A 15,062-nucleotide genomic window follows, 5' to 3' on the forward strand; every position below is an offset into this window, starting at 1 on the left:
GCCGGACCGGACTTCGCCGCGCACACGATTACCGACGCGCTCGAAACCGGTCCGGCCCCGCACGGGCTGGCGTTACTTCTTCGCCTCGCGGCCGGCGGCGCCGGCGGGCGTGACGATGGTCGGGTTCTGGAAAATCGTCCCGACCGGCGCGCCGCGCACGGCTTGCTTCTTCAACGAGCCGCCGGGGCTGACCAGATTCGCCGTCACGAAGATGAGCAGATTGCGCTTCTGCGCGCTCTCGCCGTTGCTGCGGAACAGTCGCCCGAGCACCGGCAGGTTGCCGATCACCGGCACCTTGTCGTTCGTCTTGCGCGTGTCCTCGCGCGTGAGCCCGCCCATGACGAGCGTCGCGCCGTCCCAGATCGTCACCTTGGTCGTCAACTCGCGCACGGCGAAGATCGGCTGATAAAAACCCGACGGCACCGTCACGGTCGTGCTGCCCGACACCGCGACGCTCTGGCCGCCGTATTCGACGAAGCCTTCGAACTCCGTCACCTTCGGATTCAGGTCGAGGCTGATGCTGTAGTCGTCCTCTTCGACCGTCGGCGTCACCTTCAGCTCCACGCCGATGTTGCGCGTCGTGAATTCCTGCGGCGTGCCCGCCGTGATCGTCACGCCCGCCGAGCCGCCACCGCTCGCACTACCGGTGCCGACCTGACTCTGCACCTGACCATACGACTGCGGATAGCGCAGTTCCTGCGCGACCGTGATCGTCGCGGGATTGCCAGAGAGCACCGTGAGCTTCGGCGCACTGAGGAGTTCCGTGCCGCTGCGCTGGGAGAGCGCGCGGATGACGGCGTTCACATTGAATTCACCGAGGATACCGGTGATCGCGGCAAGTGCGTTCGCGCCTTTGCCTAGATTGTTCGTCCCGGGGATAGCGGGCGCGCCATTTTGAATCGGCAAGTTGATACCGTCGGTTGGCTCGCTGATGAGCGTGTCACCGTCGTCGAATACACCGTTGGCGTTGTTGTCGCGGTAGACTCCGGGAGAAGACGGTCGTGAAATCTGCCCCTGCGTTGTGCTCACACTATTAGTGAAGGCACTCTCGAGCGACCGATTGCTCGTCGTGTAGTTCGTCACGCTTGCCCCGCTGTGCTGTGTCGCCTTTTTGCCGATGTTCCAGTTAACGCCGAGTTCCTCGAGCGCGCCGTCCTGCACTTCCATGAACTTCGCCTCGATCTCGACCTGCCGCACGTCGCTGTAGCGCGCGAGGATGTTGCGGATGCGCTCCAGATTGCGGCCGGTCTGCGTCACGATCAGCTGCGAACCGTCGAACGCGAGCGTGCTGCCCGGCGTGCCTTCGAAACTCACGCCGGCGAGTTGGAGGAAATTGCGGATCGACTGTCCCTCGCCTTCCACGTTGCTCGAAGAAGACGTGGCGGCGGTCTTCGCGCCGCCCGCGAGCGGATCGCTGCCGCCGCCGCCGTTCACCTCGCCGCCGCGGCCTGTCATGCGCAGCACCGTCGAGCGCGACACGGGGAAAAACTGCGTGTCGAGCGTCGTCTGCTCGCCGCCGGAACGCACGATGACGGCGTCGGCCTGCACCTCGTATTGGTAGCCGACCGACTGCGTCACGAGGTCGAGCACGCGCTTCAACGAGAGGTTGCGCAGGTTGATGTTGTTCACGACCGGGTTCGCGCCGGTCGGGTCGAGCAACACGATGTTCACGCCCTTCGGTGCCGTGCCGCTCTGGTCGAATTCCTCGGACACGACGCTGAGCGTCGTCATCACGCGGCCGAGCTCCATGCCGCTGAAATTCACGCTTGGGAGCACGATCTTGTTCAGCTTCTCGAGCAATGGCGACGGTCCGTCGCCGAGCGCGGCGCCCGGTGGCGGCTCCTTGTAGACACCCGGGCGCTGCCACGCGCGCGCGACTTCGTTGAGCAACTGCGCGCTAGTCTGGGTGCGGTCGACGTTGCGGTCAACCGTGTCGGCGGCGATGCGGCGCATGAAATTTTCGGCGTCGGCGTTGCCCGGCTCCAACTCGAGCACGCGGGCGAAGGTCTGCGCGGCGGCGGACGGGTCGCCGGCCAGATATTGGCTGCGCCCGCGTTTGACGAGGGCCTGCACTTCGGTGTCGGGCACGGGCTCCGCAGCCGGCGCGGACGCGACCACGACCTTTTTCGCCGCCTTGCGCGGCGTGGGCGCCGGCTCGGGTGCGGGGGTCTCCGGTTGGGCGGGCTCACTCTTCGGTGCGGCAGCGGTGACCGGCTTTTTCGCCGCGGCGGCCGCGACGGCAGCGAGATGCTCGTCGCGCGCGCGGGTGATCTCCGCGCCCGCCACGTCGATCTCGGTGAGCGTGGCCTGCGTGGCGGGATTTTCCGCGAGGGAACGGCGCGCTTGCGCGAGCTTGTCGAGGGCCGCGCTGAATTGCTGGTCGGTGGCAAGCCCGCGGGCGACTCGGACGCTCTCGTGTGCGGCGGCAAGGGTTTGGTCGAGTTTCTTCTCTTCCTCGGCGGCAAGCAGTTCGGCCTCGTTCGGGGGCGTCACCACGCCGCCGCTGACCATGACTTTCGTTTCCGCCACCTGGCCGAGAGTGGCGAGCAGGCGCGTGACGGTCGCGTCGCCGGGCGTGAGTTTGGCCAGCTCCTCAAGCTTGGCGCGCGCCTCGGCGATGTTGCCGCTGTCGCGGGCGCGGAGCGCATCGGAAAGAAGGCGGATCTTGGTCTCCGAAGCGTCGGGCTTCGTGTCGGACTGGCGGGCGATGAGACCTCCGCCGGCCAGGAGGGCGACGGCGGCGAACAGGACGAGGAAACGGCGGGGCATGCGAAAATCAGGGACGGGCGGCCTCGGCGACGCCGGGCTGGGCGGTGCCGCGGAAACGTTGCGCGGTCGCGGCGGGGCTGGGCGTCTTGGCGGTCGCTTCGGGCTTCAGGACGCGCGTCTCGGGGTAAGGCAGACCGGCGGTTTGCTTGGCGACGACGACTTCCGGTGGATCGAGCTGGATGTGTTCGATGCGGAACGTCGCGTCATCCTGCTGGAACGTGTCGCCCACGTGCAGTGTGCGCGGCTTCGCCTTCGCGTCGGTCACGGCGCGGAGCACCGCCAGCGGCGTGTCGGTGAGCTTCGGGCCGCGCGTATCGAGCGTGACCTCCGCGCCCGTCCGCTCGTCGCGCAGCGTGGCCACGCCCGCGACGTCGTAGACAGGCTGCTCGGCGCCGGGGGCGAGGTTCACCTTGCGCACCTCGAACGATTTCAAGGCGAGTCCCAGCTGCTCGAAACGGCTGCCCGTGCGCGCGAGGAGCGTCTCCGGCGTCTGCTGGCTGACGAACGCCGCGACGATGTCGCCCGGCGCGCCGACGTAGCCGACCAGTTGCAGGCGGAACGGCTCGCGCTTCACCGCGAGCAGCTCGAGGCCGAACGGCAGGTTGTTTTTCTCCGCGAGATAGCTCGGCGGCGTCACGGTGAACGCCCGCGCCGTCGCGTGGTAATAGATCACCGGCGGGGTGAAGAGCTCGTAGATCCAGTCGCCGCCCGAGGACTGGGCCGCCGGCTTGCGCCACGCGGCCGGCACCGCGTCGAGCGCGGGCAACGCCGCGGTCGCATACGGTGCATCGATGAGATCCGTGCCCACGCGCTCGACCCGCAGGCGGCGCAAGGTGGGCTGCTGCTGCCACCACCACGCCGCCGAACCGAGGACGCCGGCGAGAGCCAGCAACGCGAGCGATTTTTCGAACGAGACGAAGCGGGGCAAAGTCATGACGACGGAGCGGAGGAAACCGGGAGGACATCAACACATTCCACCACCACGGCAAACTTTGAAAAATTCTGCGTCACGAGCGGCACGGGCGCGGCGGACGGCGCGGTGGCCGCGGCGACAGCGGCCGCGGAAACCTCCGCCGACGGCTCGACTTCGACCGCGCGCACGAACAACGGCAGCGGCGAAGCGGACAGCGAATTCAGGAACGCGCGCAACGCCTGCGTCTGGCCGGTGAACTCCACGCGATACAACTCGCCTTCGGCCAAACCGGGCGCCTGCAAGCGCAGCCGTGCGTCGGGCTCGAAGAAATCCGCGAGTTGTCCCGCGCTCCGCGCGCTGCCGGAAGAAGCCTCCGCACCGTTCGCGTTCGCCGCCGCGGTGCGACGGGCGGCGCGTTGCGCGTCGGTCAGCGGGCGCTCGCGCACGGCGGCAACGAGCGTGGTCGGGCGCGCTTCGAAGAGCGTCTCGAGCAGATGCTGTATGACGACCCGTTGACGATGCACAGCGCCGAGCAGATCGGATTCGGGGCCTTCGTTGGCGTAGGTCGAGAAGCCAAAACGCTCCTCGGCGCGCAGGCCGACCTGCTGGTTGACGGCGAGCGCGCGCATTTTCTCGGTGAAAGTCGCGAGGGTGAAATAGGCGTCGATCGGACGCGCGGGCGGCGTCGGCAGCCAGGCCTTGCCGGTGAGCGTGGCGCGGAGCTCGGCGACGCGCTTCGTCGCGGTCGCAACATCGGCCTCGATCGCGCGGGCGTTCTCCTCGCTCAGCGCGGGCTTTTGCCGTGCGAGCCAGTCGCGTTCCTGGCGTTTGGCCTCGAGCTGGATGGCGGCGCGCTTGGCCCGCTCGCGCGTCGTGTAGATCAACCAGCCTTGCGCCACGCACGCGACCACGCTCGCGAGGAGAATCGCGGCGAAGAGCGGGTGCTTTTTCAACGCATCCATGGCTCAGAGCGGACGCGCCGGCTCGGCGACGAGCACGACGTCGAAATGCAGGATGCCGGGCTGGCGGTTGTCGAAGCGCTCGTTCTCCACCGCCGACACATAGGGCGAGTCCACGACGCTCGTGAGGAGCTCGGTGACGCGGCGGTAGATGTCGGGACTGACGTTCGCGAGCGGGTTGGTGCGGTCGAGCATGCGACCGGAAACGGCGATGCGCAGCGGCGCGTTCGCGTCGGCGGCGCCGGAGGCAAGTTGCACGCGCTCGAGCCAGACATCCTCGACCTTGACGAAGCGGTCCTGCAGGTCCGCGAACAGCTGCTGCCAGTTTGCCCGGCGCGCGGCGATGCCTTGGAGCGCCTTCACCTGTTCCTGCAGCGCGGCGAGTTGCTCGAGATTGGCGCGGTTGCGCGCCTCGCGGGCGCGGAGCGGTGCGATCTCGGCGTCGACGGCGACGATCTTGTGTCGGAGCGCCGTTTCCCATTCGCGGTAGTAAAGCAGTGGCGCCACGAACGCGGCCGCGACCAGCACGGCCGCCACGGCGAACCACGGCTGACGGCGCCGCGTATCCTCGCGCGTGCGCAGGCGCGGCGGGAGCAAGTTGGCCGTCGGCGCGGCGCCCGCCAGTTGCTGTTGGGCGGCGCAGACCAGATCGGCGAGGTGCAGCGCGACGTCGGCCACGCCCGCGTCGGCGGCCGCGCGCTGGATTTCCACGGCGGCAAGCGGATCGAAGATTTCCACCGGCACATTGGCCCGCGCGCCGAGCAACTCCGGCAAACCGGCCGCGCGCGCCGCGCCACCGGTGAGCACGATGCGCGTGGGGCTCGCGGCGCCCGACTGGCGCTTGAAGTGCACGGCCGAGCGCGTGATTTCCTGCCCGAGCCGCGTGGCGAAGGATTCGACGGCGGGAGCGACAACGGCGGCGTTGCGGCCGGAAGTCTTCCACTCTTCGGCGTCGGCCCAGTCGCAGTCCTGGATTTCGACGAGCTGTTGCGTGACGTGTTGCCCGCCCATGGCGAGCGTGCGCGCGTGGACGCGACGGTTCTCCACCAAGAGCAGCGTCGTGGAGCGCGCGCCGAGGTTGGCGTAAAGCGTGGGCTCGGTCGCGGCGCGCGAGTCGAGCGCGGCGCGCAGCGCCAGGACGCCCGGCACGAGCACGCGCGGCTGGAGTCCGGCCGACTCGACGGCGGCACACAGGGCGTCGACCGCTTCGAGCTTCGCCGCGCAAAGCATCACATCGAGGTCGAGGTCGGATTCGCCGGTGACGACGTGGTCCCACGCCACGTCCGACATTGCGTAGGGGATGTTCTGCTGCGCCTCGAAGCGGATGACCTTCTCGCGTTTTGCGGCGTCGACGCGCGGGGTCTTGATGAATTTGGTCAGGACGAGATGACCGGGCAGCACGACCGTCACCGGGCCACGGTAGCGCAGCTGGATCGCCACCGTCCCGAGCGCGCCGAGGAGCGCATCGTGCCATTCCTCCTCGCGGCCGGAAGCGATCGAGAAGGCCTTCCAAGCAAATTGCTCGAGACGAAGCCTCCCGCCGCTGCGCGAAAACACGCCAGCGGCAACGTGGCTGGCGCCACAATCGAGGACTGCTACGCGCGAGGAGCGCATCGGGTTCAGCGCCGAGTGTTCCGCTGCGTTTCGGAGCGGCAAGGCTAGAGTGCGTGGCAAGGCGACAATCTGGTTGCGCGGGCGGCGCGCGGGCGATGAGGTTCGCCCGATGAGTGCCACCGCCCTGCCCTACAAGATCAGCGTGCTCGTGTTTCTCGAGAACCGCGCCGGCGAGTTGCTGCTCATGCTGCGCGCGAAGCAGCCGAACCTCGGCGTGTGGTCGCCGATCGGTGGCAAGCTCGAGATGGCGACCGGCGAGTCGCCGTTCCAGTGCGCGGTGCGCGAGATCGAGGAGGAGGTCGGCCTGAAAGTGCGCGACCGCGATCTGCACCTCTTCGCGATGATCGCGGAGAAAGCCTATCAAGGCCACAACCACTGGCTGATGTTTTTGTTCAACTGCAAGCTGCCGCTCGAAGCGCTGCCGCCGGACATCACCGAGGGCAAATTCGCCTTCTGGACGCGCGAGCAGATCAAGACGCTCGAGATTCCGGAGACCGACGCGAAGGCGCTGTGGCCGATCTACGATCAGTATCGCCACACCTTCGTTTCGCTGCGCGCGGACTGTTCGGTGTCGCCGATTGCGATCACGGTTGAGCAGATTACCGGCGCTCGCTGAGGGCGCGGCTCGCGCCTCGCGGTGCGTCGAGCCTCGTCCGTCGATCCCCGGTGCGCGCGAGGTTGAGGCTCGGCGTGTAATAAGCTGCCGCGCCCGAAGTTTCGCTTGTGTTTCTGCGCGCATCCCCAACTTAGGACCTTGGCGTCCGAAAATCATTTCAAACTCGAACTAATTGTGAGCAAGAAAGCCACCACACCCAAGAAGCCCGACGAGGGCGCACCCGCCTACAACTCCCGCCAAGCTCCGGTGAACGCGAAGCTCGGTCAGGATGAGTTGCTCAAGTTCTACCGCGACATGGTTCGCATCCGCCGCTTCGAGGAGCGCTGCCTGCGCTCCTATCAGCAGGGCAAGATCGGCGGTTTCCTTCACCTCTACATCGGCCAGGAGTCGATCGCCGTCGGCTGCGCCTCGGTGATGGCGAAGGATGACCATATCATCACCGCCTATCGTGACCACGGTCACGCGCTGGCCGTCGGCATGGGCATGAACGAGTGCATGGCCGAGAACTACGGCAAAGTCACCGGCTGCTCGCAGGGCAAAGGCGGTTCGATGCACTACTTCGACCCGACGCGCAATTTCTGGGGCGGCCACGGCATCGTCGGCGGGCAGATCCCGCTCGGCACCGGCCTGGCCTTCGCGCTGAAATACAAGGGCCGCAAGGGCGCCGCGATGGCGTTCATGGGCGACGGCGCGGTCAACCAAGGCGCGGTCCACGAAGCCTACAACCTCGCCGCGCTCTGGAATCTCCCGGTGATCTTCGTCGTCGAGAACAACGGTTACTCGATGGGCACGAGCCAGGCGCGTTCGTCCGCCGGCCCGTCGCTCGCGCAGCGCGCCGAGGCCTACGGGATGAATTGGGAAATTTCCGAGAACGGCCACGACGTCCTCGAAATCCGCGACAAGTTCGCCCGCCTGCTCAAGCTCGCCCACGACGAGTCGAAGCCGAGCGTGCTCGAGATCCGCACCTATCGTTACCGCGGCCACTCCGTCGCGGACCCGGACACCACTTACCGCGAGAAGAAGGAAATCGAGGAATACAAGGCGACCAAGGACCCGCTCATGACCTACGAGCGCACGCTTGTGGCCGAAGGCGTCCTGAATGACGTGCTCATCCGCCAGATCGACGAAGCCGCCCGCGCCGAGGCCGAGACCTCCGCGCAATTCGCCGAGCAGAGCCCCTTCCCCACCGTCGAGGACATCAAGAAGCACGTGTATTGGGAGGCGGACAATCCCGCCGACCGCAAATCCGTCGGCAGCCTGTTCTTCGACTGAGCCGCCGCGAGTCCGCCGCTCTCAACTCTCATCTTTCAACTCTCAACTTTTCCGCAGCAATGCCAGTTATCACTTACCGCGAAGCCCTCCGCCACGCCATGAGCGAGGAAATCGAGCGCGACGAGAACGTCGTGCTCATGGGCGAGGAAGTCGGCCAGTTCAACGGCGCCTACAAGGTCTCCGAAGGCATGTTGGCCAAATACGGCCCGAAACGCGTCATCGACACGCCGATCTCCGAAGCCGGATTCATCGGCATGGGCGTCGGCGCCGCCATGCTCGGCATGCGCCCGATCATGGAGCTGATGTTCTTCAGCTTCTATTCGGTCGCCTTCGACCAAATCTTCAACAACGCCGCCAACATCCGCTACATGTCCGGCGGCCTCATCAACTGCCCAATCGTGCTCCGCGGCCCCGCCAACGGCGGCACCAACGTCGGCGCCACGCACTCGCACACGCCCGAGGGCATCGCCGCCTACCACCCCGGCATCAAGGTCGTCGTCCCGTCCAACGCCTACGACGCCAAGGGCCTCATGAAGTCCGCCATCCGCGACAACGACCCCGTGATGTTCATGGAAAACACCATGCTCTACGGCGAGTCCTGCGAAGTGCCGGACGGCGAATACCTCATCCCGCTCGGCAAGGCCGACGTGAAGCGCGCCGGCACCGACCTCACGATCGTCGGCCACGGCCGCCCGATCCAGATGGCCCTCAAGGCCGCCGACCTCCTCAAGGAAAAGCACAACATCAACGCCGAAGTCGTCGACCTCCGCTCGATCCGGCCGCTCGACGAGGAAACCGTCCTCAACTCGGTCCGCAAAACGAACCGCGTCCTCATCGTCGAAGAGTCCAAGCCCTTCTGCTCCGTCGGCGCCATGCTCGCCTGCATCATCGCGGAAAAGGCCTTCGACGACCTCGACGCCCCGATCAAGCGCCTCACCTCGATCGACTCGCCGGCGATCTACAGTCCGCCGCTGGAAAAACTCCAGCTCCCGAATGTCGACCGCATCTTCAACGCGGCCCTCGAAGCACTCCGCTGACTCAACTTAAACCTCAACTATCAACTTCAACTGCGCGCGCGAAGCGCGCGCCCCGCCATGGCCAACATTATCGATATGCCGAAGCTCTCCGACACCATGTCGGTGGGCACGCTCGTCAAGTGGCTCAAGAAGGAAGGCGACGCCGTGAAGTCCGGCGACATGCTCGCCGAAGTCGAAACCGACAAGGCGACGATGGAACTCGAGTCGTTCTTCGACGGCACGCTCATCAAGATCTTCGCCCCCGCCGGCTCGCAGATCGCCGTCGGCGCCCCGCTCTGCGCCGTCGGCCAGCCCGGCGAAAAGGTCGACGCTCCCGCCGGTGCCGCGCCCAAAGCCGCCGCTCCCGCGGCGGCCGTGCCGGCTCCTGCAGCTCCTGCTCCGGCTCCGACGCCGGTCGCTCCACCGCCCGCTCCAGTCGCGGCTCCGGCTCCGGCACCCGTTTCGGTAGCTGCCGCTCCCGCGCCGGAAGGTCGCATAAAAATCTCCCCGCTCGCGAAGAAGATCGCCGCGCAAAACAACCTCAACGTCGCCGGTCTCGCCGGCACCGGTCCGCACGGCCGCATCGTGAAGGCCGACGTCCTCGCCGCCGTCGCGAATCCTGCGCTTCTCCAGACCAAGTCTGCTCCGTCCGTGGGAGCGAGCTCGCTGGCGACAAAATCGTTCACCGGCGGCACGCCGTCGCGCACCGGCCCGCTACAGGAAGACCGCACCGTCCCCGCCACGAACATGCGCGCGACCATCGCGAAGCGCCTGCTCGAAGCCAAGACGACCATCCCCCACTTCTACCTCGAGATCGAAGTCGACGCCGAGCCGCTGCTCGCCGTGCGCGCGCAGCTCAATGAAGGCCTCGCCGCCGAAGGCGTGAAGCTCTCCGTGAACGACTTTGTCCTCAAGGCCAGCGCCGAGGCGCTCCGCCGCGTCCCGTGCGTCAACGCCTCGTGGACCGGCACCGGCATCCAATACTTCGGCGCCGCGCACGTCTCGTTCGCCGTGGCGATCGAGGACGGCCTCATCACGCCGGTCATCCGAGACGCGCACACGAAGTCCGTCTTCGCGATCAGCGCCGAGGCCAAACCGCTCGGCAAACGCGCCAAGGAAAAGAAGCTCAAGCCCGACGAGTTCACCGGCGGCACGTTCTGCGTGTCGAATCTCGGCATGATGGGCGTCACGAAGTTCTCCGCCATCATCAACCCGCCGAACTCCGCGATCCTCGCCGTCGGCACGACAGTCACCAAGCCGGTCGTGAAGAACGGCGCGATCGTCGTCGGCCAGACGATGACACTCACGCTTTCGTGCGACCACCGCGTCGTCGACGGCGCGCTCGGCGCGCAATTCCTCGCCGCGATCAAGGACCTGCTCGAGAAGCCCGCGCTGCTGCTCGTCTGAGCCGCACCGCTGCTCCCGCATCTTCAGGCGCGCCGCCCCGGCGCGCCTTTTTTGTCGTCGCCGCCCACCGACAACCTCGCCGCGACAAATGCACGCCAGCGCCTTCGCCGATGTTTGCGGCCGCTCGCCTCCGGCATCGCGCCACGACCAGGCCGATCACAGCACTTGAACTCATCTCCAACCCGCCGAGCCACGTCGGTCGTCTTGAAAACCAGTGTCGTCGAAGCAACGCGCGTGCGCGTCCGGCCAAGCGCGCGGCGCCACTGCCCAACGCCAAGCGAGCATTGCCCGCTAGCACTCGCACACGTCCGAAAAAACATAAGCCGCAGCAATGAGCGCCGACCCGCACGCCTTATCAGCCGAGTCGACACCGGGAATCGATGAGCGCGTATTGCAGGCATTGGCAAACTCGCCGTGAAAATTGACGTCGACGACGCAAAAGCTTTTCCGTCGCGCGAGGTTTCACTTTTCTTCGCCCCCATGTTGCCGCCTTTCCGTCGTAAATCCGACAACGCCTGGATCGAATCCGATCGACGCGAGCGCACCAAGCTTGTGCTCGCCACGCTCGTCTTGGTGGCGGCCCTGGCCGGCGGAATCGGCTTCGCCATCTACGCGATCGTCTCCCACTGAGCGGCGATCACGGTCGCGTTGCCCGGAGTCGGAAAAACAACCGCGGGGTCCCGTTGAGTGGCGCGCTCGCCTGCCACGTCTCGACGCCGGCGGTGGTCGCCACTTTCTGCAAATTCACCGCGTTGGTCGACCAACCCGCGAGATCGGCTGACACCTCGACCGCGCAGCTCACATCCGTCGTGTCGGATGCACGCTGGAACGTGCATCTCCACTCGCCCGCCACAACGCTCAGCGCCAGCACCGGTCCGGCGTGACGCTGCTTCGGGTCAAGCCCGAGGGCGTATTTCACCAGATTCGGCAAGCTGTCGCCGGAGTAACTCGCGCCCGGCCCGCTCAGGCTCTCGTCGAGCAGCTCCGCCGCACTGAACTTCGTGATGCGCCACAAGTCGTAGCCACTCGCGTTGGCCGCCAGCAGCAAACTGTCGATCGTCACCGGCACGTTGCCCAAACCACCATCGTAGGTGGAGAAGAACGCATTGAGCACGTCCGATGGCGGACTGCCCGCGAGCGTGCCGACCACAATGTCGTCCACCTTAAACGTCGCCTCCGTCGCAGTGACCGCGATCTCATACTCGTGCATCGAGTCCACGCCCGCAGGGAACGCGCTCGTCAGGCTGGCTGGCACGCCGTTTCTCACAACGCGCATGCCGAGCAAGGTGCGCGCGGCGGAGTAGAACTCGATCGCATTGTTCGGATCGGTGCCGACGCGCAGCCCGCGCGGCTGCTGGTCGCCATACACTCCGGGATACCAATTCTCCGCGTAGGCATACGCGCGAAAGCGTAGCAGCAGCGTGTCGCCCACCGCCACTGCCTTGCCGGCGCGCGTGCGGAGCCACGTGGTGTTCGCGACATTCGTCGACAATCCCAACTGACCCGCGCCGTTCAACGCCACGTCGCCACTCCACTCAAACAGCGCCGCATCCGGCGTCGCACCTGCGCTGCCGCTGAAATCAGCGGCAACCAGTGCGGTCACGACGGCATCGCCACCGCTCACCACAAAATTGCGGCTCACGTCGGCCGCCGGCAGATACGTCGCGTCGCCGGGCTGGCTGGCCGTGATCGTGACGGTGCCGGCTCCCACCGGTGTGACGAGGTTGCCCGCGATCGTCGCGATCGTTGGGTCCGAACTCGCATAACTCACCGCCAGACCGCTGCTCGCCGTCGCGCTCAGCGCAAACGCCGCGTCGCCCAGCTTCGCGTTTGGAATCGCATCGAAGGCGATGCTCTGCGCGCGACGGTTCACGGTCAGTGTGGCAGAGTCGCTCGTCACACTGCCGGCGGCATTCGACACCACCACGCGATAGGCGCCCGCGTCGCTCATTTGCACATCCGTCAGGTGCAACGTCGCCGTAGTCGCACCGGGAATTTCGACGCTGTCCCTCCACCACGCATAACTCGGCGCCGGCACGCCCGAGGCGGTCACCGCGAAACTCGCCTCGCCTCCGACCATCGCGGTCTGCGGTGCCGGTTGCCCGCTGATCGACGGTGCCACGCCCGCGGTGCGCAGCGTCGCGTCGGCACTGGTTGCCGTGCCTTGGCTGCCGAGAACCAAGAGCCGATAATGATAGACGGTCCACGGCTCCAATCCCGCCAGCGTTGCGCTCGCCGCTTGCGCGCCCGCGCCGTCCGGCGCCGTCAACGAAGCCGTCGCCGTCTGGCCGTAAGCACTTGTCGCGCCCCACTCGAAACGCGCCGCGACGGGAAAGCCGCTTGCCGTCACCGTGCCGTGCAGCGTCGCCGCATTCGACGTCACATCGTCCGCCGCCAGCACTGTCGCACCCGGCGGATATGCGACTACAGTGAGATCGAACGCCGCCTCGGCGGTCGCAGCGCCGTCGCTCACGGTGATCGTGACGTGCGCGACGCCTGTGGCATCGGCCGCTGGGGAGAGCGTGACCGTGCGGCGGACGCCGGTGCCGGCGAACACGATCGCTGCGTCCGGCAGCAATGTCGGATTGGATGATGCACCGGATACCACAAGCGCGGAGACCGCCGTTTCGATGTCGCCGATCTCAATCGTGAAACTCACTGGCGTATTGCGCGCCGTGTCGCGCGCGGCAAGCGGCGCAATCGTCGGCGGGTTGTTCACGCCGTATCCGTTCAACGTGACGTCGAACGGACTCTCGTCCGGATCGTTGCTGGCAAGGTGCAACGCTGCGGACTTCGCGCCGAGCGAGACGGGCGCGAAGCGGACGATCAGCGTGGTCGAGCCGTTATGCTCGAGCGACGGCAACGACGCCGTGACCACGCTGAACTCCGCCGCGTTCGCACCGTCGAGCGCCGCAGCCAAAGCGGCAAGCGGGCGACCGCCGGCATTGCGAATTGTGAAGGTCAGGTCCGCAGTGCGCCCCACCGGCACGTCGCCGAAATCCCGCGCCCCTCCGTCCGCCAGCGCCGTCCCGACCGGCTGCTCGAGCACGATGTCGGCCTGCAAATCGAGCGTGAGCAATGCCGTGTCGGCCCACGCGACGCCGCCGTCAGAAGTGCTGTTGGCGTAGAGCGGATTCGTGCCGGCGGTGTATTCGGCCAGCAGCGTCACGCCGTCACCGTCGGAGTCTGAGGCCGCGTCATTGGCCAGCGTGCCATAGTAGCGCTGCTCGAACGCATCCGGCACGCCATCGTTGTCGGTGTCACCGGTGAATAGGTAGGCTACGGCTTCGCGATCAGCGCCGGTCACCGTGAAGCTGATCTGCCCGCGCGACACACCCCACGCGTCTTGCTGTCGCACGCCATCGAGCGTCCAGTAGCCGAAGGTCGCATTGCCGGAGAGATCGGGCGACGTGACCGTCGTGCCCGGAGTCACTGTCGCACTTTGGCTTACCGTTCCGGCCGGCACGCTGCGCAGCGTGTAGGTCGCGTAGCCTGCGAGATTGCAGGTGATGAGTGCCGTTTCGGTCCAGGCGACACCGCCTTCCGAGGCGCTGTTGCCATAGAGCGGGTTCGTGCCGGCGGTGTATTCGGCCAACAGCGTCACGCCGTCGCCGTCGGTGTCGGAGGCGGCGCCGTTGGTCATCGAGCCGTAGTAGCGTTGCTCGAACGCGTCCGGCACGCCGTCGCTGTCGGTGTCGCCGGTGAACAGGTAGGCCACGGCTTCGCGGTCGCTCGTGGTCACGGTGAAGGTGATTTGCGTGCGCGCCACGCCCCACGCATCTTGTTGCCGCACGCCGTCGAGCGTCCAGTAGCCGAACGCCGTGTTGCCCGCCAGATCGCTCGTCGTGACGACCGTGCCGGGCGGCACGACCGCTGACTGGCTCACAGTCCCGGCCGGCACGCTGCGTAATGTGTAGGTCGCGTAGCCCGCGAGATTGCAGGTGATGAGCGCCGTATCCGCCGTCGCCACGCCGCCCTCGCTGGTGCTGTTGCCGTAGAGCGGATTCGTGCCGGCGGCGTATTCCCCGGCAAGAGTGACACCGTCGCCATCGGTGTCCGACGCCGCGCCGTTGGCCAGCGTCCCATAGTATTCCATCTCGAACCAGTCCGGCACGCCGTCGCCGTCAGTGTCGCGCGTTGCCGGCAGGTAGTGCGCCGTCGCGGTGGAAGCGCCGAGCAGCACGAAGCTCGCAGGATTCACCGAGCGACCCCACGCGTCGCGATAAATCGCCTCCGGCGAGCCGCTGTCGGTCCAGTGGGTGAAGCGATAACTCGACCAGCTGGCCGCCGCCGTCGCGGTGGAATAGGTGGCGTTGAGCTCGAGGTATTGGTTCGACGCCACGGCGCCAATCGTGGTCCCGTCCGCATCGTTCACGGACGTTTCGACGTGGTTCACGAGGGCCGCGTGCAAAGGCCACAGGGGCAGAAGCAGCCCCACCACCGCGCCGCAGCGGAGTAGCCAGCGAGGAATCACGTTCGTGCCCATGTCGTTCGCG

At 66.8% G+C, this 15,062-nt stretch carries 10 protein-coding genes; 5 read left to right on the forward strand and 5 right to left on the reverse strand.

Annotated features, from left to right (window positions below):
• Positions 1-72: 72 nt before the first annotated feature.
• Genes KF715_02955 through pilM form a run of 4 tightly spaced genes read right to left on the reverse strand, consistent with a single transcriptional unit; the run spans position 73 to position 6,255 of the window.
• Positions 73-2,769 (reverse strand): type II secretory pathway, component PulD, encoded by a 2,697-nt coding sequence (locus tag KF715_02955; GenBank protein MBX3735624.1) that lies wholly within the window; start codon positions 2,767-2,769, stop codon positions 73-75.
• 7 nt (positions 2,770-2,776) lie between these two features.
• Positions 2,777-3,703, reverse strand: a complete 927-nt coding sequence (locus KF715_02960) for a hypothetical protein (GenBank protein MBX3735625.1) — start codon at positions 3,701-3,703, stop codon at positions 2,777-2,779.
• Positions 3,700-4,644: an Amuc_1100 family pilus-like protein gene (locus KF715_02965; protein ID MBX3735626.1), complete on the reverse strand. Its 945-nt coding sequence runs from the start codon at positions 4,642-4,644 to the stop codon at positions 3,700-3,702. Before KF715_02965 ends, KF715_02960 begins: the two co-directional genes overlap by 4 nt.
• 3 nt (positions 4,645-4,647) lie before the next feature.
• Complete coding sequence (gene pilM, locus KF715_02970; protein MBX3735627.1) at positions 4,648-6,255, reverse strand: pilus assembly protein PilM; 1,608 nt, start codon at positions 6,253-6,255, stop codon at positions 4,648-4,650.
• Positions 6,256-6,364: 109 nt separating this feature from the next.
• Here pilM and KF715_02975 point away from each other — a divergent pair, with 109 nt between their 5' ends.
• From KF715_02975 to KF715_02995, 5 genes are all read left to right on the forward strand, one after another.
• Positions 6,365-6,871, forward strand: coding sequence for an NUDIX hydrolase (locus KF715_02975; protein ID MBX3735628.1), 507 nt, complete (start codon positions 6,365-6,367; stop codon positions 6,869-6,871).
• Positions 6,872-7,045: 174 nt separating this feature from the next.
• Complete coding sequence (gene pdhA / locus KF715_02980; protein ID MBX3735629.1) at positions 7,046-8,143, forward strand: pyruvate dehydrogenase (acetyl-transferring) E1 component subunit alpha; 1,098 nt, start codon at positions 7,046-7,048, stop codon at positions 8,141-8,143.
• A 59-nt stretch (positions 8,144-8,202) separates the two neighbouring features.
• Complete coding sequence (locus tag KF715_02985) at positions 8,203-9,180, forward strand: alpha-ketoacid dehydrogenase subunit beta (GenBank protein MBX3735630.1); 978 nt, start codon at positions 8,203-8,205, stop codon at positions 9,178-9,180.
• A gap of 57 nt (positions 9,181-9,237) precedes the next feature.
• Positions 9,238-10,566, forward strand: coding sequence for a pyruvate dehydrogenase complex dihydrolipoamide acetyltransferase (locus KF715_02990; GenBank protein MBX3735631.1), 1,329 nt, complete (start codon positions 9,238-9,240; stop codon positions 10,564-10,566).
• A gap of 480 nt (positions 10,567-11,046) precedes the next feature.
• Positions 11,047-11,196 (forward strand): hypothetical protein, encoded by a 150-nt coding sequence (locus KF715_02995; GenBank protein MBX3735632.1) that lies wholly within the window; start codon positions 11,047-11,049, stop codon positions 11,194-11,196.
• Between the two features lie 7 nt (positions 11,197-11,203).
• Here the strand turns inward: KF715_02995 and KF715_03000 are convergent, their stop codons facing one another.
• The gene (locus tag KF715_03000) at positions 11,204-14,962 is read right to left on the reverse strand and encodes a choice-of-anchor D domain-containing protein (GenBank protein ID MBX3735633.1); all 3,759 of its coding nucleotides are present in this window, start codon (positions 14,960-14,962) and stop codon (positions 11,204-11,206) included.
• Positions 14,963-15,062 lie beyond the last annotated feature (100 nt).

This window comes from Candidatus Didemnitutus sp. (assembly GCA_019634575.1).
Lineage (GTDB): Bacteria > Verrucomicrobiota > Verrucomicrobiia > Opitutales > Opitutaceae > Didemnitutus.